Source organism: Actinokineospora sp. NBRC 105648, from assembly GCF_030269645.1.
Classification (GTDB): domain Bacteria; phylum Actinomycetota; class Actinomycetes; order Mycobacteriales; family Pseudonocardiaceae; genus Actinokineospora.
In genome coordinates this window covers 8,537-31,918 of sequence record NZ_BSTR01000044.1, presented here as the reverse complement: position 1 = coordinate 31,918, position 23,382 = coordinate 8,537, and the positions used below count along the sequence as shown (strand labels likewise).

At 73.0% G+C, this 23,382-nt stretch carries 3 protein-coding genes; all 3 read left to right on the top strand.

Going from position 1 to position 23,382, the window contains the following annotated elements; all coding sequences use genetic code 11:
- The first annotated feature begins 65 nt into the window (after positions 1-65).
- The 3 genes from QSK30_RS28630 to QSK30_RS28620 are packed head-to-tail and all read left to right on the top strand — an operon-like array spanning position 66 to position 23,370.
- The gene (locus QSK30_RS28630; protein ID WP_285507504.1) at positions 66-4,664 is read left to right on the top strand and encodes a non-ribosomal peptide synthetase; all 4,599 of its coding nucleotides are present in this window, start codon (positions 66-68) and stop codon (positions 4,662-4,664) included.
- Entirely contained in the window at positions 4,661-19,741 is a 15,081-nt protein-coding gene (locus tag QSK30_RS28625) for a non-ribosomal peptide synthetase (RefSeq protein WP_285507501.1), read from the top strand. Before QSK30_RS28630 ends, QSK30_RS28625 begins: the two co-directional genes overlap by 4 nt.
- Positions 19,738-23,370: a non-ribosomal peptide synthetase gene (locus tag QSK30_RS28620; RefSeq protein ID WP_285507499.1), complete on the top strand. Its 3,633-nt coding sequence runs from the start codon at positions 19,738-19,740 to the stop codon at positions 23,368-23,370. Before QSK30_RS28625 ends, QSK30_RS28620 begins: the two co-directional genes overlap by 4 nt.
- Positions 23,371-23,382 lie beyond the last annotated feature (12 nt).

Genomic DNA, 23,382 nt, shown 5'->3' with positions numbered 1-23,382 from the left:
CACACGACCACAGGGCCGGGGTCCGCGCCGCGCGCGACCGGGTCCGACGAGGAAGAGGCACGAGCGTGGCGACCCAGGACGGGCAAGCCGACATCGACACCCTGCGCCGCGAGCTGCTGCGGCGCAGGCTGGCCGAGCGCCAGCTGGCCGAGACACCCGCCGCGGCGCGACCCCCGGCGGCGGCTCGGCGGGAGCGCGGGCTGACGGCGGGGCAGCGGCGGATGTGGTCGCTGCAGCAGTTGGACCCGCTCTCGGTCGGCTACAACGTCCGGATCGCGGCCGACTTGGTCGGCCCGCTCGACGTCGATGCCCTCGCCGGGGCTGTGCGGGCGGTTGTCGCGCGGCACGACATCTTGCGCACCACCTATCAGATGGTCGACGACGGCGACGTGGTTCAGGTCGCGCACGCGGACTTGGCCCCCGTGCTCGACCTGCGCGACCTCACCGGGCTGCCCGAAGGCGCGCGGGAGTCTGAAGTGGACAGAGTGTGCCGGGAGCTGGGCGGCGCGCCGTTCGACCTCGCGGTGGACTCCCCGCTACGCGTCGGTGTGCTGACCACCGGGCCGAACTCCACGACGGTCGTCGTGGTCGCCCACCACATCGCCTGGGACGACGCGACCACCGCGGTCTTCTTCGGCGAGCTGCTGGAGCTGTACGCGCGTCCGGACGCCGTGTTGCCCCCGGCCCGCCAGTTCACCGATCTCGCGGGCGACAGTCCCGGCACCGCCGAAGGACTCACGTTCTGGCGGGACGCTCTTGCCGACCCGCCCGAGCCGCTGGAGTTGCCGCTGCTGGGGCAAGCGGAGTCCGGTGTGGACCAGCAGCGCCCGCTGCGCCCGGGCACCGCCGCCCGCGTCCGCGCACTCGCCAAGGCCGACGGCGCGTCCACGTTCATGGTGCTGCTGGCCGCCGTCACCGCCCTGCTGTACCGCTACACCGGTGCCCGCGACCTGGTGATCGGCGCTCCCGTGGTCAACCGCGACTTCGCGGGCGGCGCCGAGGTGGTCGGCTACCTGGGCAACACCATCCCGTTGCGCACCCGGGTCGAGGACGGCGACACCTTCGCCGACCTGCTCGCCCGCGCGAAGCGCACCTGTCTGGCCGCCTACGCCCACCAGGACGTCGACCTCGACGACGTGGCGCGCGCGGTCGACCCCGGCCGGGGGCGTGGTGACGCCGGGCTGTTCGACGTCGTCCTGTCCCTGCGCGCCCCGGTGCTGGAGCCGTTCCGCCAGGCCGGTTTCGCCGCCGTACGCAGGCACGTGCCGGGCCCCGACGCCCGGTTCGCCCTGACGCTGGCTGTCGAGACCGACGGCGACGACCTCGCCGTCGAGGCCAACCACCCGGCCACCCCGCACGGCACGGCCCTGGTCGCGCAGCTCCTCGGCCACCTGGACCTGCTCCTCGACACCGTCCTGGCCGCACCAGGGACCCTCGTCACCGACCTGCCCGTCCTCACCGACGACGAACGCGCCCGGCTACGCGCGTGGAACGACACGGTCGCCGAGGTCGCGGAACCCCTGCTGCCCGCGCTGTTCGCTCGACAGGTTGTGTCCACACCGGACGCTCGGGCCGTACTGGCCGCGGGCCGCGGGGTCACCTACGCCGAGCTCGACCGGCGCGCCGCCGCGCTCGCCAGGCTGCTGGTGGGGGAGGGCGTCGGCCCCGAGTCCGTGGTGGCGCTGGCCGTGCCGCGGTCGGTGGACATGGTCGTCGCCGTGCTGGCCGTGGCGAAGGCGGGCGCGGCGTACGTGCCCGTCGACCCGGAGTACCCGGCCGACCGAGTCCGGTTCATGCTGACCGACGCCCGGCCCGAGCTGTTGCTCACCACCCAGGACGCCCGGCTGCCCGCCACCCCCGGCTTGTCGACTGTCCTGCTCGACGCCCCCGACACCGCCGACCGGCTCGCCGGTTTCCCGCCGGGCGACCCGGAGACCGCCCTTCGGCCCGAGCACCCCGCGTACGTCATCTACACCTCAGGTTCCACCGGCGTGCCCAAGGGGGTCGTGGTCTCGCACGGTGCTCTGCGCAACCACCTCGCGTGGGCGGTGCGCCGGTTCGCCGGGCTGTCCGGGCACACCCTCGCGCACTCGTCGATCTCGTTCGACTTCACCGTCACGCCCCTGTTCGGCCCGTTGGTCACCGGCGGCTGCCTGGAGCTGTGCGGGGACTCGCCGGACGCGATCGCCGACGCGGTCGGCGCCGCGACGTTCCTCAAGATCACCCCGAGCCACCTGCCACTGCTGCCGTCGGTCCGCTTCGCAGACTCCGGGCCGCGCACGCTGGTGATCGCGGGCGAGGCGCTGCGCGGCGAGGCGCTCGACGGGTGGCGCGTGCCCCCGGGGCTGGAGGTGATCAACGAGTACGGCCCGACCGAGACCACCGTCGGCTGCCTGCTGCACACCGTGGAGGCCGTCGACGGTGTCGTCGCGCCTGGCCCGGTGCCGGTGGGATCGCCGGTGGACAACGTCACCTGCCACGTATTGGACAACCGGCTGCGACAGGTCCCGGTCGGCGTCGACGGCGAGCTGTACGTCGGCGGTGCGCAGGCCGCACGCGGCTACCTGAATCGACCGGAGTTGACGGCGGCGCGGTTCGTCGCCAACCCCTTCGGTGATGGGCGGCTCTACCGCACGGGGGACCGGGTCCGCCTGCTGCCCACCGGCACGCTGGAGTTCCGCGGGCGGGTGGACGAGCAGGTCAAGATCCGCGGCTACCGCGTCGAACCGGGCGAGGTCAGCGCCGTGCTCACCACGCACCCCGACGTCGACCGCGCCGCGGTGATCGCCCGGACCGATGGCCCCGGCGGGACCTATCTGGCCGCCTACGTCGTCGGCTCCCGAGACCTCGACCTCGGCGCGGTGCGCGCCCACGTCGCCTCGGTCCTGCCCGAGCACATGGTGCCCGCCGTGGTCATCCCGCTGCCGGAGATCCCGCTGTCCCCGTCCGGGAAGCTCGACCGGCGCGCGCTGCCCGCGCCGGACTTCGCCGCGGCCCCGGCTGCCGCTGCACCGGCTGCCACCGCCCCGGCGAGCGGGCTGGCGGCGGTGATCGCGGAGCTGTTCGCGGGGGTGCTGAACCAGGAGTCGATCGGGGTCGATGACTCGTTCTTCGAGCTCGGCGGCGACAGCATCGTCGCGATCCGCTTGGTGAGCCGGGCCCGCAAGGCCGGCCTGAAGATCACTCCGCGCGACGTGTTCGCCCACCGAACCCCGGCCAAGCTCGCTGCCGTCACCAAGCCCATCGCCGCCGCCTCGACCACCCGCGCCGCGGACGACGGGGTCGGCCCGGTCGAGCTGACGCCGATCATGCGTTCGTTCGCCGAGCGCGGACCCCTCGGCGACGGACACCGGATGTCGCTGCTGCTCGACGCCCCGGCCCCGATCGAGGAACCCCGACTGGTCCGTGCGCTGCAGGCCGTGCTGGACCGGCACGACGCCTTGCGCGCGCGGCTGACCCGGGGCGACGGCCTGCCCACACTGGAGTTCCAGCCGGTCGGCACTGTCCGGGCCGAGTCGGTGCTGCGCGCCGGTCAGTCTGATGTGGACACTGAGTTGAGCGCCGCGGCGGCCAGGTTGGCGCTGACGGCCGGCGTGGTCGTGCAGGCCGTGTGGTTCCCGGGTACGGCCCGGCTGCTCGTCGTCGCCCACCACCTCGTCGTGGACGGGGTGTCCTGGCGGGTGTTCGTGGAGGACCTCGCCGCCGCGTACCGAGACCAAGCGCTCGCCGCTGTGCCGACCTCGTTCCGCGCGTGGGCCAAGGGGCTCGCTGACCGGGCGGCCGATCGGGCGTCGGAGTCGGCGGTGTGGCGGTCCGTCCTCGACGGGCCAGACCCATTGTCGGGTAGGGCGTTGCGCTCGGACCACACTTGGTCGGATGTCCGCACGGTCACGGTTCGGTTGGACGCCGAGACCACCGACGCCGTGCTGACTTCCGTTCCCGCCCTGTTCTTCGCCGGTGTCGACGACGTCCTCTTGACCGCCCTCGGCGTCGCCGTCGGGTCGTGGGACAGCTCCGCGCGCTCGTTCAGCGTGCTGCTGGAAGGGCACGGCAGGCAGGAAGCCGCTGTTCCGGGCACCGATCTGTCCCGCACCATCGGCTGGTTCACCAGCCAGCACCCCGTGCGGCTGGACACCACCGGCGTCGACCTCGCCGCCGCGCTCGACGGCGGTCCCGCCGCGGGCACCCTGGTCAAGCGGATCAAGGAACACCTGCGTTCGCTGCCCGACCACGGCATCGGCTACGGAGTGCTGCGCCACCTGCGCGGTGACACCAACCTCGCCGTACTGCCCGCGCCCCGGATCGGCTTCAACTACCTAGGCAGGTTCGACGCCGCGGGCGAGGCCGGGTGGACCGTCCCGGCGGGCGGGCTCTCGGCCGCGTACGACCCGGCGATGCCACCGTTCACCGGCCTCGTGGTCAACGCCGTCACCGAGGACACCGCCGACGGTCCTTGCCTTGTCGCGCACTGGATGTACGCCGAAGGTGCGTTCGACCAGGCGGAGGTCGAGTCCCTCGCCGAGCACTGGCGCACGGCGCTGCGCGGGCTGGCCCGGCACGCCGCGGGCGGTGGGGCCGGTGGCCGCACGCCCTCGGACATGTCGCTGATCTCCCTGGACCAGAGCCAACTCGACGCCCTCGAAGCGAAATGGAAGCGCGCATGAGCCCCTCGGCGATCGAGGACATCCTCCCGCTGTCCCCGTTGCAGCAGGGCCTGCTGTTCCACTCGACGCTGGACGAGGACGGGACCGACGTCTACCTGGCACAGCTCGTGATCGACCTCGACGGCCCGTTCGACGCCGCCAGGATGCGCCGGGCGGTGGGCGCCCTGGTGCGCAGGCACACCGCGCTGCGCAGCGCGTTCGTCCGCGACGTGGGTGACCCGGTGCAGGTGGTGCTGCGCGAGGTCGACGTGCCGTGGGTGGAGCACGACCTCACCGGTGACCCGACCCGCGCGGACGAGATCATCGATGCCGACCGCCGCACCCGGTTCGACCTGGGTACGCCGCCCCTGTTGCGCGCCATGGTGTTGCGGCTCGGCGTCGAGCACCACCGGCTGGTGCTGACCAACCACCACATCGTGATGGACGGCTGGTCCACCCCGCTGCTCATGCGCGACCTGTTCGCCCTCTACGCCGCCGACGGCGCCGACCCCGGATTGCCGACCGCCCGGCCGTTCCGCGACCACCTCGGGTGGCTCGCCGGGCGTGACCAGGCGGCGGCGCGGACCGCCTGGGAGCGGTCGCTCGACAGCGTTACCGACGCCACCCTGCTCGTCCCCGACGCCGTGGGCCGTCCCGCCACCCTGCCAGACGAGGTCGTGGCGCACGTCCCCGCCGAGGAGCTGACCAGCCGGGCGCGTTCGCTCGGCGTCACGGTCAACACGCTCGTGCAGGTGGCCTGGGCGCTGCTCACCAGCCGCCTGACCGGTCGGGACGACGTGGTATTCGGCGCGACCGTGTCCGGCAGGCCCGCGGACCTGCCGGGCGTGGAGAACATGGTGGGCCTGTTCATCAACACCATCCCCGTCCGGGTGCGGCTGCGCCGGGACGAGACGGTCGCCGCGCTCGCGGCCCGCCTCCAGGTCGAGCAGGCGGACCTGCTCGACCACCAGCACGTCGGGCTCACCGACACCCAGCGGGCGGCGACGTCCTGGTCGGGCACCGGCGAGCTGTTCGACAGCCTGGTCGTGTTCGAGTCGTTCCCGTTCGACACCGGCGCCATCGACAGCGCGCTCGCCGCCTGCGGCCTGCGCGCCCGTCGCCCCGACCGCCCGATCTCCACCCACTACCCGCTGACCCTCATGGTGATGCCCTCCGCCACCGGGCTCGAGCTGACCCTCAAGCACCGCCCGGACGTCATCGACGCTGATGCGGCCACCCGGCTGCTCGACCAGCTGCGCCGAGTGCTGACCGCCGTTGCCGCCGACCCGGATGTCCGGGTGTCCTCGATCGAGGTGCTCTCCGCCGATGAGTCGGCCCGACTGCTGGCGCACGGCGCCCCGGTTCCGCTCGATGTCCCGGACACGACCCTGGTCGACTTGGTCGAGGCGCAGGTTGGCCGGACGCCGCACGCGGTCGCGGTCGTCTCCGGCGCGGATTCCCTCACCTACGCCGATCTCGACACCCGCGCCGAGGCGCTGGCCGGTGCCCTCGCCGCCCGCGGTGCGGGGCCTGGGAACCTGGTCGCGATCGCTCTGCCCCGCTCGGCCGACCTCGCCGTCGCCGCACTTGCGGTGCTCAAGACCGGTGCGGGCTACCTGCCGATCGACCCCGACTACCCGGCCGACCGGGTGCGATTCGTGCTCGAAGACGCCAAACCTGTCGCCATCGTGGCGAACGCCGACCTCGTCGATCTCGGCATTCCGCGGCTCGATCCCCAGGGCCACAACGGTTCTAGCCCTCGCGGGGTGATCAGTGCGGACGACACCGCCTACGTCATCTACACCTCCGGCTCGACCGGCACCCCCAAGGGCGCGGTCGTGCCGCATCGGGCCGTGGTCGCCCTGTTCGCCGCCGCCCGCGCGCGCTTCGACTTCGGCCCCGACGACGTGTGGACGCTGTTCCACTCCTTCGCGTTCGACTTCTCGGTGTGGGAGCTGTGGGGGCCGCTGCTGCACGGCGGCACGCTCGTGGTGGTCCCGCACGAGGTGTCCCGCTCGCCGGAGGACTTCCTCGACCTGCTCGACCGGCACCGCGTCACCGTGCTCAACCAGACACCGTCGGCGTTCTACCAGCTGGCCGCCGCCGACACCGGGCGCACGCTCGCGCTGCGCGTGGTCGTCTTCGGCGGCGAGGCGCTCGACCCGGGTCGGCTCGCCGACTGGCGCGCGCGACGCCCCGACGGGCCCGCGCTGGTGAACATGTACGGGATCACCGAGACCACTGTGCACGTCACGCACCGCCTGCTCGACGACGAAGCGCTGGCCGCGTCGGCCAGCGTCATCGGCCACGGCCTGCCGGGGTTCGCCGTCCACCTGCTCGACGGCGGGCTGCGGCCGGTGCCCGACGGCGTGCCCGGCGAGCTGTACTTGGGTGGTCCGCAGCTCGCGCACGGCTACCTCGGTCGCCCTGGGTTGACCGCGACCCGGTTCGTCGCCGACCCCTTCGGCACGCCAGGGCAGCGCCTCTACCGCTCCGGCGACCTCGCGCGCCGTACCCCGACCGGCGAGCTGGAGTTCCTCGGCCGGGCCGACGACCAGGTGAAGATCCGCGGGTTCCGGATCGAACCCGGCGAGGTCGAGTCGGTGCTGGCGAGCGCCCCCGGCGTGACCGGCGCGGCCGTCGTCGTGCGCACCGACGGGCCGGCAGGCGCGTACCTGGCGGGTTACGTCGTGGGTGCCTCGGCTGAGGCCGCCCGCGCTCACACCGCCGCTCTTCTCCCCGCGCACATGGTGCCTGCGGTGATCACAGTCTTGGACGTGCTTCCGTTGACCGCCAACGGAAAGCTCGATCGGCGCGCACTGCCCGCGCCGGTCCTCGCCCGCACCGCGAGCCGCGCGCCGCAGGACGACACCGAGCGGCTGCTGGCCGATCTGTTCGCCCAGGTGCTGCACCGGGACAGCGTCGGCGTGGACGACTCGTTCTTCGAGCTGGGCGGCGACAGCATCGTGGCGATCCAACTCGTCGGGCGCGCCCGCGCGGCGGGGCTGGTGCTCTCACCGCGGCAGGTTTTCGAACTGCGCACCGTGTCCGAACTCGCGGCCCTCGCGCGTCGCTCGGTCGAGCCGGAGACCCCCGACGAGTCCGACGCGGTCGGCGCGGTGGCGCTGACCCCGATCATGCGTGCGTTCCTCGAACGGGGCGGGCCCTTCGAGCGGTTCTCGCAGGCTGTCTTCGTGTCGACGGACGCCGGGCGGACCGATGTGGTGCGTGCGGTGCAGACCTTGCTCGACCACCACGACGTGCTGCGCGCCCGCGTGCCGGACCCCGTGGCCGAACTGGACATCCGTCCCATTGGGACGGTTCAGGCTGACGATGTCCTGACCCGTGCCACCGCGTCATTGCCCGAGGAGCACGCCGCCGCCGTGGCGCTGCTAGACCGGGCCGCCGGGATCCTGCTGCGCGCGACCTGGTTCGACGGCCAAGGCGTGCTCCTGACCTTCCACCACATCGCCACCGACGGCTACTCCTGCCGGGTGCTGGCCGAAGACTTCGCCACCGCCCTCACGGGCGATCCGCTGCCGCCCGTGCGCACCTCGTTCCGCGGCTGGGCACAGGACCTTGCCGACGTCGATCGCACCGCCGAAATGCCGCTGTGGCAGGACATCCTCGTCGGCGACGACCCAGTCCTGGGTGCCCGCAGGCTCGACCCGGCCCGCGACACCCGCGCCACGGTCCGCGAAACCGCGTTGACCGCGCCCGTGCCGCTGCTCGACGAGGTGACCGCTGCTTTTCACGCCCGAGTGGACGAGGTCCTGCTCGCCGCGCTCGGCCTCGCCGTCGCGCGGTGGCGCTCGACCACTTCGACAGTGGTGGCGATCGAGGCGCACGGCCGAGAGCAGCACCTCGTCCCCGGCGCCGACCTGTCGCGCACCGTCGGGTGGTTCAACACCCAGTACCCGGTCCGGCTCGACGCCACGGGCATCGATCTCGCCGAGGCGTTCGCGGGCGGCGGGCCGGTGTCCACAATGGTCAAGCGGGTCAAGCACCACCTGCGCGCCATCCCCGACAGCGGCATCGGCTACGGGCTGCTCCGGTTCCGCGACAACGCGCTCCCGGTGACCCCCGAGCCGCAGATCTTGGTCAACTTCGTCGGCCACGCCGAGCCGCCCGCCGCCGACCCGCTCGGCTTCGGCGACATCTCCTTCGGTGGCGTCGCCCCGGCCGCCGACCCGGACTTGCCCGCGGGAGCGGCGCTGGTGGCCAACCTCGCGATCATGCCGGGGCAACAGTTGTCCATGGCCCTGCGCTACGCACCCGGGGTGTTCACCGCTGAGGACGTGGCCGAACTTGCCGGTCTGTGGGCCGACGCGCTGGCCGCCATCGCCGAGCACGTGCGGCGCGGCGGCGGTGGTCGGACCCCGACTGACCTGCCGCTGGTCCAGGCGACTCAGACAGACATCGAGCGGTGGGAACGCCGCTACCCCGCGCTGCGCGACGTGTTGCCGCTCTCGCCGCTGCAAGAGGGGCTGCTGTTCCACGCGCGTTTCGACGCCGACGCTGTGGACTTCTACTCCGTGCAGCTCGTGGTCGATCTGCGTGGCCCCCTGAACGTCGACCGGCTCCGCACCGCCGCCGCCGACCTGGTGGACCGGCACCCCGTGCTGCGCACCGCCTTCGCCGACGACGCGGGCGATCCCGTGCAGATCGTGCTGGCGTCGGCCGCACCGACGATCACGTCCCTGGACCTGCGGGACACCGAGGCGTTGGCGGACTTCCTCGTCGCGGACCGCGAGGCGGGCTTCGACCTGACCGCGCCACCGCTGCTGCGCGTGACCCTGGTGCGGTTGGGCGAACACGACCACCGGCTCGTGGTGACCAACCACCACCTCGTGCTCGACGGTTGGTCGACGCCGCTGGTCGTGCGGGACCTGTTCGCCCTCTACGAGTCCGCGGCGGGGGAGCGGCCGCGCCCCTACCGCGACTTCCTCGCCTGGTTGGCGCGCCGCGACCACCAGGAGTCGCTGGCGGCGTGGGCCGGGGTGCTCGACGGGGTGGACGAGGCCACGTTGCTCGCCGGACCCGGTCGCCCGGACGGCGCCGTGCTGCCCGCCGAGGTCGTGGACGTCGTCCCGGCCGACCTCACCGCCCGGCTCACCGCTGCGGCCCGCGGCTGCGGCGTCACGCTCAACACGCTGCTGAGCACCGCGTGGGGTCTGGTGCTCGGGCACCTCACCGGGCGCGACGACGTGGTCTTCGGTGTCACCGTGTCGGGGCGCCCGCCGGAGCTGACCGGCGTGGAGCGGATGGTCGGCCTGTTCATCAACACCGTGCCGGTCCGGGTCCGCTGGTCGCCCGCCGAGTCCGGTCGCGCTGTCGCGACCCGGCTCCAGGACGCGCAGACCGCGGTTCTCGACCACCAGCACCTCGGGCTGACCGAGATCCAGCGGGTCACCGAGGTGGACGCGGGTCGGCTCTTCGACACGCTGATGGTCTTCGAGACCTTCCCGCTCGACCACGCGGGCCTGCTCGACCCGGACCTCAGCGGCGGTCTCACCGCCGAGGTGGGCTGGTCGCGCGGCTACACGCACTACCCGCTGACGCTCATGCTGATGCCCGACGGCGACGTGCTGCGGATCAAGCTGGAGTACCGCACCGACCTGTTCGACGCCGACACCGTGCGGACAGTGCTGGACAAGGTGTTCACCGCGCTCACCGCATTGGCCGAGCGACCCGACACCGCTGTCACGCGCATCGATCTGCTCGGGTCCGCGGAACGCGCGCTCGTCACCCGGCAGACCTCAGTTGTCAGCGATGGCAGGGTCATCCCGGACCTCTTGGCCGGGCACGACGCCGCCGCGCTGGCCGTGGTGTGCGGCGGGGTGTCGTTGACCTTCGGTGAGCTGGGCGCTTCCTCAGACCAGCTGGCCGCGCACCTGGTGGCCGTCGGCGTTGGGCCCGAGGTGCCGGTCGCCGTGGTGCTGCCGCGCTCGGTCCACGTCGTGGTGGCGATGTTGGCGGTGTGGAAGGCGGGCGGTGTCGTCGTCCCGGTGGACCCGGCCTACCCGGCGGAGCGGATCGCGACCGTCCTGGCTGAGGCCGCGCCCGCGGTGGCCGTCACCACGCGGACCGACCTCGGGATCCCGGTCGTTCACCCTGATCAGGAATCGTGGACTGGCACCGGTGTGCCGCTCGGCCCGGTGGGGCCGGACTCGGCCGCGTACATCGTGTTCACCTCAGGCTCGTCGGGGTGCCCCAAGGGTGTCGTGGCGACCCATGGCGGGGTCGTGAACCTGGCGTCGGCGCACCGCCGGGCCGTGATGGACCCAGTGGGTCGGGCGGTCCGGGTGCTCAACTCGCTGTCGTTCGCGTTCGACGGGTCGGTGGACCCGTTGGTGTGGATGTTGTCCGGGCACGAGATGCACGTGTTGCCCGATGACCTGATGGGCGACTCCGTCGGGATCGTCGGCTACGTGCGGGAGCACCGGGTGGACTTCTTGGACGTGCCGCCGTCGTTGCTGGAGTTGTTGGTGGCGGACGGTTTGCTGGCCGGTGAGCACCGGCCGTCGATCGTGGCCACCGGTGCCGAGGCCGTGGGACTCGCGCTGTGGACGGCACTGGCCGAGGCGGACGTAACCGGGCTGAACTTCTACGGTCCCACCGAGGCCACGGTCGACGCGCTGTGGACCATCATCACCGCCGACGCGGAACCGCACATCGGCCGACCGGTGGCGGGCACCACCGCCTACGTCCTCGACTCAGGTCTCAACCCGGTGCCGACGGGCGTGCCGGGGGAGTTGTACGTCGGTGGCGCGGGCGTCGCCCGGGGCTACGTCCACCGCCCCGCCGATACCGCGTCCAGGTTCGTGGCCGATCCGTTCGGCTCGGGCGGTCGGCTCTACCGCACCGGCGACCTGGTGCGCCGGACCGCGGCCGGGACCGTGGAGTTCCTGGGCCGTGCCGACGACCAGGTCAAGGTCCGCGGCCACCGTGTGGAGCCGGGCGAGGTCGAGTCCGTCCTCAGTGGACTTCACGGTGTCAACCAGGCGGTCGTCGTGGCCAGGAAGGACAACGGCACCCGGTTGGTCGCCTACCTGACCGGTCAGACCTCCCCGGAGGTCGTGCGCGCCGAGTTGGCGCGGCGGCTACCGGACTACCTCGTGCCCGCCGCCGTGGTGGTGCTGGCGGAGTTCCCGACCCTGCCCAACGGCAAGCTCGACCGCCGGGCGTTGCCCGAGCCGGACTACCGGGCCACGGCGTCCCGCCGCCCCGCGACGCCCACCGAGCACCGGCTGTGCGCGCTGTTCGCCGAGGTACTCGACCTGTCCGAGGTCGGGGCTGAAGACTCGTTCTTCGCCCTGGGCGGCCACTCGCTGCTGGCGACCCGGCTGATCTCCCGCATCCGCGCGGAGTTCGGCGGCGGCCTGTCGATCCGCGTGGTGTTCGACCACCCCGACGTGGCCGGGCTCGCCGCGCACCTCGACAGCCGTGCGGCCGTCGCCGCGCCTGCGTTGACCCCGAGGCCGCGACCGGCGCACGTGCCGCTGTCCCCGGCCCAGCGGCGGCTGTGGTTCCTGCACCGGCTCGACGGCCCGTCCGCCGCGTACAACCTGCCCTTCGCCGCGCGGCTGACCGGTTCCCTGGACGTCCCGGCGTTGCGCGCGGCGTTCGACGACGTGGCGGCCAGGCACGAGGTGCTGCGCACGACGTTCCCGGAGGTCGACGGGACCCCGGTACAACGCGTGCTCGGCACCGCCCCTTTCAACGCCACTGCCCCTTTCACTGTCCCCTTCACCGTGGTGGCCTCCAGCGAGAAGAGCCTGGCCCACGACCTGGCCGTCGCGGCCGGACACCCCATCGCCCTGGAGTCGGAGGTCCCGATCCGGGTCGCGCTGCTGCGCCTCGACGACCAGGACCACGTGCTTTCCCTGGTGCTGCACCACATCGCGGGCGACGAGTGGTCCACCGGCCCGCTGCTGGACGACTTGGCCACCGCCTACGCCGCACAGCGGCGCGGGCACGCCCCGGACTGGGCGCCGCTTCCCGTGCAGTACGCCGACCACACCCTCTGGCAGCACGAAGTCCTAGGTGACCCCGCCGACCCGGGCAGCGTGGTGTCCCGTGGGTTGGCGCACTGGGTCGAGACACTCGCGGGCGTCCCGGCGGCCATCACCCTGCCGACTGACCGACCGCGTCCGGCAGGTCCCGCCGCGAGCAGCGGCCGGGTGCGCGCGAAGGTCCCGGCCGAGACGATGGCCGCGGTGCGCGCCCTGCTCGCCGACACCGGCGCGAGCGAGCTGATGCTGGCCCACTCCGCCGTCGCCACCCTGCTGCACCGCCTCGGCGCGGGCACCGACATCCCGTTGGGCGCGCTGGTGTCCGGTCGGTCGGACCCGGCGCTGGACCGGCTCGTCGGGTTCTTCGTCAACACCGTCGTGCTGCGCGTCGACCTGGCGGGCGACCCGACCCCGCGCGAACTGCTGCGCCGGGTCCGGGACACGGCGCTGTCGGCCTACGCCCACGCCGACGTGCCGTTCGACAGCGTCGTCGAGGCGGTCAACCCCGACCGGTCGGCGGGCCACCCGCTGTTCCAGACGCTGGTCGACCACTGGATCCCCAGCTCCGGCACCACCGGTCTCGACGGCCTCGCGACCACGGTGATCGAGCCGGGATCCGGCACCCCGGCCAAGTTCGACCTCGGCTTCACCTTCACCGCCGACACCGACGGCGGCCTGCTCGGCTCGCTCGAGTACGACGCCGACCTGTTCGACCGCGCCACCGCCGAGGGCCTGCTCGACCGGCTCGGCCGGGTCTTCGCCGCACTGGCCGCCGCGCCGGACCAGCCGTTGTCCACTGTGGACGTCATGGTCGCCGGTGAACGGGATCTGCTTTTGCGGCAGTGGAACCAGCCGGTGACTGACGTGCCCGACGCGACGCTGGTCGACCTCTTCGCCGAACGGGTCGTCTTGGTCCCGCACACCGCGGCCGTCGTCTGCGGCACGGAGTCGTTGACCTTCGCCGAGTTGGACGCGCGTTCGGACGTCCTCGCGGCGCGGCTGGCCGCGTCGGGGGTCGGGTTGGAGACCCGGGTCGGGATCGTCCTGCCCCGGTCCGTCGAGGTCGTCGTTGCCCTGCTCGCGGTGTGGAAGGCGGGCGGCGTGGCCGTTCCGGTCGACCCCCGCCACCCGGCCGAGCGGATCGCGACCGTACTGGCCGAGGCCGCGCCCGCGGTCGTGCTGGCCACCCGGTCGACCGACGTCGCCGGACCCGTTCTCGTCCTGGACGAACCGTGGTCGGGAACCGCCACTCCGGTGCGCCCCCGACCCGGGTCCGCCGCCTACATCGTGTTCACCTCCGGCTCGACTGGGCGCCCCAAGGGCGTCGTCGCCACCCACCAGGGCGTGGTCAACCTGGCGGTGGCGCACCGCCGCGCGCTCGTGGAGCCGCTGGGCCGCCCGGTGCGGGTGCTCAACCTGATGTCCTTCGCCTTCGACGGGTCGGTGGACCCGCTGGTGTGGATGCTCGCCGGGCACACGATGCACGTGCTGCCCGAGGGGTCGATGGGTGATCCGGCCGCGATCGTGGGCTACGTCCGCGACCACCGGATCGACTACGTGGACGCGCCGCCGTCGCTGCTGGAGCTGATGGTCGCCGAGGGTTTGCTCGACCTCGCGCCCGCCGTGGTCGGTACCGGCGCCGAGGCCGTCGGCCCCGCGCTGTGGTCCCGGCTCGCCGCAGCGGAAGGGGTGACCGCGGTCAACTTCTACGGTCCGACCGAGTGCACGGTCGACGCGCTGTGGACCCGGATCACCCCGGACGTCGCGCCGCACATCGGCCGTCCACTGGCCAACACCAGGATCCACGTGCTGGACACCACGCTCGCGCCGGTCCCGGTCGGCGTGCCGGGGGAACTCTACGTCGCGGGCGCCGGTCTGGCCCGGGGCTACGCCGACCGCCCCGGTGAGAGTGCGGCCCGCTTCGTCGCCGACCCGTTCGGCTCCGGTGGCCGCATCTACCGCACCGGCGACCTGGTGCGCTGGACGGCCGCCGGGACCGTCGAGTTCCTCGGCCGGGTCGACGACCAGGTCAAGATCCGCGGCTACCGGGTCGAACCGGGTGAGGTCGAGGCCGCGCTCACGGCGTTCCCCGAGATCGCCCAGGCCGCGGTCGTCGCGCGCGCCGACAACGGGACCACCCGCCTCGTCGGCTACCTGACCGGTTCGGCCATCGACACCGGGCACCTCCGCGACGAGCTGGCGAAGTCCCTGCCCGACTACCTGGTGCCCGCGGCGCTCGTCGTGCTCGACGCGCTCCCGTTGACCCCCAACGGGAAACTCGACCGCCGCGCCCTGCCCGCGCCCGAGTTCACGGGTGCGGGGACCGAACCGCGCACCGAGGTCGAACGGCTCGTCGCGGCCCTGTTCGCCGAGGTGCTCGGGGTCGAGCGGGTCGGGGTGGACGACTCGTTCTTCGCCCTGGGTGGGCACTCGCTGCTCGCCGCGCGACTGGTCTCCCGGCTGCGCGCCGAGCTCGCCGCCGACGTGTCGATCCGGCAGGTGTTCGACGCCCCCACCGTCGCGGGTCTGGCAGCCCGCATCGGCACGGCCGACAACATTCCACTTCGGAATGTCCTCGCCCGCCGGGACCGCCCGGAGCGGATCCCGCTGTCACCCGCCCAGCTGCGGCTGTGGTTCCTGCACCGGCTCGACGGGCCGAGCGGCACCTACAACGTCCCCTACGTCGCGCGCCTGCAAGGGCCGCTCGACGTCGATGCCCTCCGTGCCGCCGCGCACGACGTGGTCGACCGCCACGAGATCCTGCGCACGGTTTACCCCGATGTGGGGGGAACGCCGTACCAGCACATCCTCACCGGCGCTGCCGTGCCGTTCGAGCTGATCGACGGTACGGACCCGACCGAATTCGTGTCGCGGCCGTTCGCGCTCGACACCCAGCCGCCGATCCGTCTCGCGTTGCTGCGCTCGGGGCCGGACGACCACGTGCTCGCGGTGGTCGTGCACCACATCGCCGGCGACGAGTGGTCCACCGCTCCGCTGCTGGGCGACCTCGCCGCGGCCTACGCGGCCCGACTGCGTGGCCAAACGCCGGACTGGGCGCCGCTTCCCCTGCAGTACACCGACTACACGCTCTGGCAGCGCGATCTGCTCGGCTCCGCGAACGACCACGACAGCCTTCTGTCCACCCGTCTGCGCTGGTGGGGCGACACCCTCGCCGGGCTCCCCGAGGCCGTGCCCGTGCCCACCGACCGCCCACGGTCCTCGACCACGGGCACCCGTGGCGGCGCCGTCCGGTTCACGGTCCCTGCCGACGTGGTCACCGGGCTGCGCACCCTGGGCCACGCCACCGGGGCCACTGACTTCATGATCGCCCAGGCCGCCGTGGCTGCGCTGCTGCACAAGCTCGGCGCGGGCACCGACATCCCGCTGGGCGCGCTGGTCGCGGGCCGCGACGAGGCGGCGCTGCACGAGCTGGTCGGGTTCTTCGTCAACACCGTGGTCCTGCGCACCGACCTGACCGGCGACCCGAGCGCGCACGAGCTGGTCACCCGGGTCCGGGGGGCCGCGCTGGACGCCTACGCCAACGCCGAGGCCCCGTTCGACCGGGTCGTCGAGGTGCTCAACCCCGAGCGCGCCGCGGGCAGGCACCCGCTGTTCCAGACCATGGTCGACTTCCGCCCGGCCGACGCGGGCAACCCCGGTCTGCCCGGGGTGACCGCCACCCCGGTGACCGGGGAACAGGAGACCGGCGCGAAGTTCGACCTGGCGGTCAACCTCACCCCGCGCCCGGACGGCGCGTTCGACGGGTCGGTCGAGTACGACGCCGACTTGTTCGACAAGTCCACTGTGGACATCATGGCGGAGCGGCTGGTCCGGGTCATGCGCGTGCTGGCCACCGCGCCGGGCACCCGGCTGTCCCGGCTCGACGTGCTCGCCCCGGCCGAACGGCACCGGCTCGTCGTGGGGTGGAACGACACCGCGACCCCGGTCCCGGACGCCACCGTGCCCGGTCTGTTCGCCGCGCAGGTCGCCCGCACCCCCGACGCGCTCGCCGTCGTGGACGGCGACCTCCGCCTGACCTACGCCGAGCTCGACCAGCGGGCCGACCTCGTGGCCCGCGCCCTCACCGCGCGCGGCGTGGCGCCCGAGCAGGTGGTGGGCGTCCACTTGGAACGCTCCGCCGACCTGGTCGCCGCGCTCATCGGCGTGCAGCGGATCGGCGCGGCGTTCGTGCCGCTCGAGCCCGCTTGGCCCGCCCGGCGGATCGCCGACATCCACGCCACCGCGCGGCTGCGCGCGGTGATCAGCGCGACCGGCGAGGGCCTGCCCGAGCTGGACGTGCCAGTGCTCGTCGGCGAGCCGCACGACCCCGGCACCCCGGCCGCCACCCCGGCGTTGCACCCGGACGGGTTGGCCTACGTTATCTACACCTCGGGCTCCACCGGGACGCCCAAGGGCGCGATGATCTGCCACCAGGCGATCGCGGCGCGGCTGCTGTGGCAGCGGGAGATGCTCGGGTTCGGCCCCGGCGACGCCGCGCTGTTCAAGGCACCGCTCGGGTTCGACATCTCCATCAACGAGATCTTCCTGCCGCTGGTGACCGGCGCGGCGGTCGTGGTGGCCGAACCGGGCGGGGAACGCGACGTCGAGTACCTGCTCGACCTGATCACCCGGCACCGGGTCAGCTTCACCTACCTGGTCGCCTCGATGCTGGACATGCTGCTGCAGCTGCCCGAAATCGCCGCCGTGCGCGCCTCGCTCAAGCACGTCTGGTGCGGGGGCGAGGCGCTGACCCCGGAGCTGTTCGACCGGTTCCGGGCCGGGCTGGACGCGGTCATGTACCACGGCTACGGCCCGGCCGAGGCCACCATCGGCGTGACCCACGAGTTCTACCGCGAAGGTGAGCAGCGGCACGGCATCAGCATCGGCAGGCCCAACCCGAACACCCGCGCGCACGTCCTCGACGCCGCGCTCAACCCGGTGCCCGTGGGCGTGCAGGGCGAGCTCTACACCGGCGGTCTCCCGCTGGGCCGCGGCTACGTCGGCGACCCGGCGCAGACCGCCGCCCGGTTCGTCGCCGACCCCTGGACCCCGGGGCAGCGGCTCTACCGCACCGGCGACCTCGCCCGGTGGACCGCCCGGGGCACGCTGGAGTTCCTGGGCCGGGTGGACCACCAGGTCAAGATCCGCGGCATGCGGGTCGAGCTCCAGGAGATCGAGGCCGCCCTGGGCGAGCACGACGCGGTCCGCCAAGCCGTCGTCACCACGGTGCGCGGCCCCGGCGGGGCGACCCTGCTCGCCGCCTACCTGGTGACCCACCCCGGCCAGGACCCGCGGGGCCTGGAGTCGTGGCTGGGCACCCGGCTGCCCGAGCACATGGTGCCCACGGCTTTCACCTACCTCGACGCGTTCCCGCTGATGCCCTCGGGCAAGGTCGACCGCCGGGCTCTCCCCGCACCCGAACTCGCGTCCGACGCGCCCGTACGGGCCCCCGTGAGCGGTGCGGAGGAGCGGCTCTGCGCCGTGTTCGCCGAGGTGCTGGGCCGGGACCTGGTCGCGCCGGACGACTCGTTCTTCGCGCTCGGCGGCGACAGCATCGCCTCCATCCAGCTCGTGTCGAAGGCCCGTGCCGCCGGTCTGCGGATCTCCCCGCGAGACGTGTTCGACCACCGGACCCCGGCCGCGCTCGCACTGGTGTCCGACTCCCGGTCCGAGACCGCCGCACCCGAACGGCTCGCACCAGTCGGGGACGTGCCGTTGACGCCGATCATGCGCGCAGTCCTCGCCCGCGACGGTCTACGCCGCCGGTACGCCCAGTCCGTGGTGCTCACCGCCCCCGACGACCTCGATGTCGAACGGCTGGCCCGTGCCGTGGACGTCTTGGTGCGCACCCACGACGTGCTCCGAGCCTCGATGGCCCGGGTGGACGGGGAATGGGTGATGACCATCCCGCCCGCCGGTGACACCGCCGGGCTCGTGCGTCGCGGCTCGGGTGACGTCCGGGCTGAACTCGACGCCGCCGCCGACCGGCTCGCCCCTGAGCGCGGCGTCGTGCTCCAGGTGGTCGCGATCGACCGTGGCCCGGTGCTGCTCGTCGCGCACCACCTCGTGGTGGACGGCGTGTCCTGGCGCATCCTGGTACCCGACCTGGTCGAGGCCTACCGCTCACTCCGGCTCGACCCGCCCGCGACCTCATTCCGACACTGGGCGCACGGTCTGGTCGCCGCCGCGGGCCGCCCCGAGCGCGTAGCCGAACTGCCGCAATGGCTTTCGGAGCCGGAAGAGCCACTGGGCTCGCGCCCGCTCGACCCGACGCGCGACACGATCGGTTCGCTGCGGTCGGTGCGTGTGCAGGTTCCCGTCGAAGTGTCAGACGCCTTGCTCACGACCGTGCCGGAGGCCTTCTATGCCGGGGTCGAGGACATCCTGTTGACCGCCCTGGGGCTTGCCGTCGCTTCCCGCAGGGCACGGCCGATCGTGTCCGTGGACCTGGAGGGCCACGGACGGGAAGAGCACGTCGTCCCCGGTGCCGAGCTTTCCCGCACGGTCGGGTGGTTCACCACGCAGTACCCGGTCCGCCTAGACCTCACCTCGGTCGACGTTGTCGACGCGTTCGCAGGCGGTGTCCAGGCGGGCGACGCGGTGAAGCTTGTCAAGGAGTCCTTGCGCGCGCTGCCCGACAGGGGCATCGGTTATGGCCTGCTGCGCCACCTCAACCTGGACACCGCTACCGAGTTGACCGCCCCGGCGCCGCAGATCCTGTTCAACTACCTCGGCCGCTACGGCACCGACGGCCAGACCGGGCCGTGGACGCAGTCCGCCGAGTTCGCTGACCTCGCGGGCGTCTCCGACCTGGACGCCCCCGCACCGGCCGCCCTGGAAGTCACCGCCCTGACCGAAGACATTCCCGCCGGACCTGTGCTGCGCTCGACTTGGTCCTATCCGGACGGTGTGTTCACCCACGACGAGGTGGTGGCGCTGGCCGACGCGTGGGCGCGGGCACTGCGCGCCCTGGTGGACCACACCCGCCGCGCGGGCGGCGGGCACACCCCGTCGGACATGCCGCTGGTGTCGATCGACCAGGGCAGGCTCGACGCCTTCGAGGCCAAGTGGGGCGCGCCGTGAGCCGGTCGAATATCGAGGAGGTACTGCCGCTCGCGCCGCTGCAAGAGGGCCTGCTGTTCCACGCCACCCTCGACACCGAGGACGTCTACACCGTCCAGACGGTCGTGGACCTCACCGGCCCGCTCGACCCGGCCCGGCTGCGATCGGCGGCGGAGGCGTTGATCGCGCGCCACGCCAACCTGCGGGCCGCGTTCGTCGCCGACCCGGCGGGCGCGGTGCAGGTCGTGCTGCGCCGGGTCGCCGTGCCGTGGACCGAGGTCGAGCTGACCGGGCCCGCGGTCGACGACGCGCTCGCCGCGGACCGAGCGGCCCCGTTCACCATGGACGAGCCGCCGCTAATCCGGTTCCTGCTCATCCGGACCGGTCCGGATAGGCACCGGCTGGTCCTGTCGAACCACCACATCCTGCTGGACGGCTGGTCCGCGCCGTTGCTGCTGCGCGATCTGTTCGCCATCTACGCGGGCATTCCGCTGCCCGCACCCCGCCCGTTCCGCGACTTCCTCTCCTGGCTCAACCGCCGGGACCGGGCCACCTCGCTGGATGTGTGGCGTGGTGTCCTGGACGGCCTGACGGAGCCGACGCTGCTCGCGCCGGTGGGCGAGCCGACCACGTCCGCGCGCACCGTCCGGATCCCGGTGCCCTTCGACGGTGTCGACCTAGTCGAGCGCGCCCGCGATCTGGGGGTCACCTTCAGCACGCTCGTGCATGCAGCCTGGGGAATCACGCTGGGCAGACTCACCGGGCGCGACGACGTCGTGTTCGGCGCCACCGTCTCGGGCAGGCCCGCCGACCTTCCCGGGGCCGAGGCGATGGTCGGACTGTTCATCAACACTGTCCCCGTCCGGCTCGACCTGCGGCCGGGGCGTTCGGTGGCAGAGCTACTAGGCATGCTGCACCAGACCCAGGCCGCGACGCTGGAACACCACCACCTCGGCCTCGCCGAGGTGCAGGCGCTCGCCGGAATTGGGCCGCTGTTCGACACCCTGGTGGTCGTCGAGTCCTACCCCGTCGACGACGACGGTATCGACCGGGTGCGCGACGCGCTCGACCTGCGAGTGTCCGCTGTGGACACCGAGGACGCGACCCACTACCCGCTGACGCTGACCGCCGTACCCGGTGAGCGCCTGTTGCTGGAGCACCGCGCCGACCTCGTGGCACCCCGCCGAGCGGCCGAGATCGCCGCGCGGTTGGCCGACGTGCTGACCGCGATCACCGCCGATCCCGCGCGCCCGGTTGGCCGGGTCGGTGGCTCGTCCCCGGCCGACCAGGTTCGCTGGAACGACCACGTGGTCGCGTTCCCCGAGGTTCTCGCCCTCGATTTGATCGCGGCGCAGGACCCCGCCGCCGTGGCTGTCGTCTGTGCGGGCGTGTCGCTGACCTTCGGCGAGCTGGGCGCGCTGGCGGACAGGTTGGCCGCACACCTGGTGTCCCTCGGTGTCGGTAGGGAGACCCGGGTCGCGGTGGTGTTGCCGCGGTCGGTGGACGTTGTCGTGGCGATGTTGGCGGTGTGGCGGGCCGGGGGAGTGGTGGTCCCGGTCGATCCCGTCTACCCGGCTGCCCGGGTTTCTGCGGTGCTGGCCGAGGCCACGCCCGCGATCGTGATCACGGCCCGCGACGACCTCGACGGCGTTCGGCCAGACCCGCGGACCTGGACCGGCACGGGCGTGCCGCTCGGTCCGCTGGGGCCGGACTCGGCCGCGTACATCGTGTTCACCTCGGGCTCCTCCGGTCGCCCCAAGGGTGTCGTGGCGACCCACGGCGGCTTGGCCAACCTCGCGCAAGCGCACCGCCGAGCGGTGATGGAGCCGCTGGGACGGGCGGTCCGGGTGCTCAACGCGTTGTCGTTCGCGTTCGACGGGTCGGTGGACCCGTTGGTGTGGATGTTGTCGGGGCACGAGATGCACGTGTTGCCCGACGATTTGATGGGCGACTCGGTCGAGATCGTCGGCTATGTGCGGGAGCACCGGGTGGACTTCTTGGACGTGCCGCCGTCGTTGCTGGAGTTGTTGGTGGCGGACGGTTTGCTGGCCGGCGAGCACCGGCCGTCCGTGGTCGCGACCGGAGCGGAAGCGGTCGGGGCGGCGCTCTGGGGCAACCTCGCGGGGGCCGGGGTGACCGGGCTAAACTTCTACGGTCCCACGGAGACCACGGTCGACGCGCTATGGACGCGCGTGCTGCCGGGCACCGCGCCGCACATCGGCCTCCCGATGGCCAACACCACGGCCTACGTCCTCGACTCGGCCCTCAACCCCGTGCCCGCGGGCGTGCCCGGTGAGCTGTACGTCGGCGGCGCGGGCGTGGCGCGCGGGTACGTGGGACGGCCGACCGAGACCGCGTCCCGGTTCGTCGCCGACCCGTTCGGGTCCGGTGGCAGGCTCTACCGGACCGGTGACCTGGTGCGGCACAACGCCTCCGGCACCATCGACTTCCTCGGCCGGGCCGACGACCAGGTGAAGGTCCGCGGCCACCGGGTCGAGCCGGGCGAGGTCGAATCTGTCTTGAGTGGACTTCCGGGGATCGGCCGGGCGGCGGTGGTCGTGCGGTCCGGCAGGCTCGTGGCCTACGTGGTCCGGTCGTCGGGTGCCGCTGACACCGACATCCGGGCCGGGCTCGCGGCGCTGCTGCCCGAGTACCTCGTACCTTCCGCGGTGGTGGTGCTGGCGGAGTTCCCGACCCTGCCCAACGGAAAGCTCGACCGGCGCGCCCTGCCCGCTCCCGATTTCGCCACCACGTCCACCCGGCAACCGGCCACCCCGGCGGAGAAGGCGCTGTGCGCCCTCTTCGCCGAGGTGCTCGACCTGCCGGAGGTCGGCCCCGACGACTCCTTCCTCGCCCTGGGCGGGCATTCATTGCTCGCTGCCCGGCTCGCTTCCCGGGCTCGTGCCGAACTGGGGACGGCGGTCGGTGTCCGGCTGATCCTCGACGGCCAGACCCCGGCGGGCATCGCGGCGCGATTGGGCACTCAGCAAAGTGACCGGGCGCTGGACACGGTCATGCCCCTGCGCGCCAACGGGAGCGCGCCACCGTTGTTCTGCGTGCACCCGGCGCTCGGGCTCGGCTGGGCCTACGCGGGCCTGCTGCCCCACCTGCCGGACCGGCCGGTGTTCGCCCTGCAGGCCACGGAGTTCACCGGCGAGCCCACGCTGCGCGAGGTCGCCGAGCGCTACGCCGCGGCCATCGCCGAGACCGCTCCGGCAGGCCCGGTGTGTCTGCTCGGGTGGTCGCTGGGCGGAGTGATCGCCCACGCGATCGCCTGCCTGCTCGAGCGGGCGGGCCGCGAGGTCCGCGCGCTCGTCCTGCTCGACAGCCACCCCACCACCGACCAGGAACCCGGTGAGGACACCGTCCCGGACGCGGTGCTCGCCGGACTCCCCGAAGCGCGGGCCCGCGACCTGGTCACGAGCCTGCGCACAGTGTCCACTGTGGACCGAGATGGCCCGCTCGACCGCTACCGGGGCGACCTCACGCTCGTCCGCGCCTCCGATGGCCAACCGCCAGACTGGGCTCCCCACGTCGCGGGCCGCGTGTCCGTGCGCGAGGTCGACTGGCCGCACGAGGACCTGATGGGCGCGGCGGCACTGCGCGACGTCGGTCCGATCGCCGCCGCCGCCCTCACCGACCAGCAGTAACCAGGCAAGAAA

What these genes read in the sequence shown, in the direction of transcription:
- QSK30_RS28625 (WP_285507501.1), top strand. Translation starts at nt 4,661, where the DNA reads ATGAGCCCCTCGGCGATCGAGGACATCCTCCCGCTGTCCCCGTTGCAG.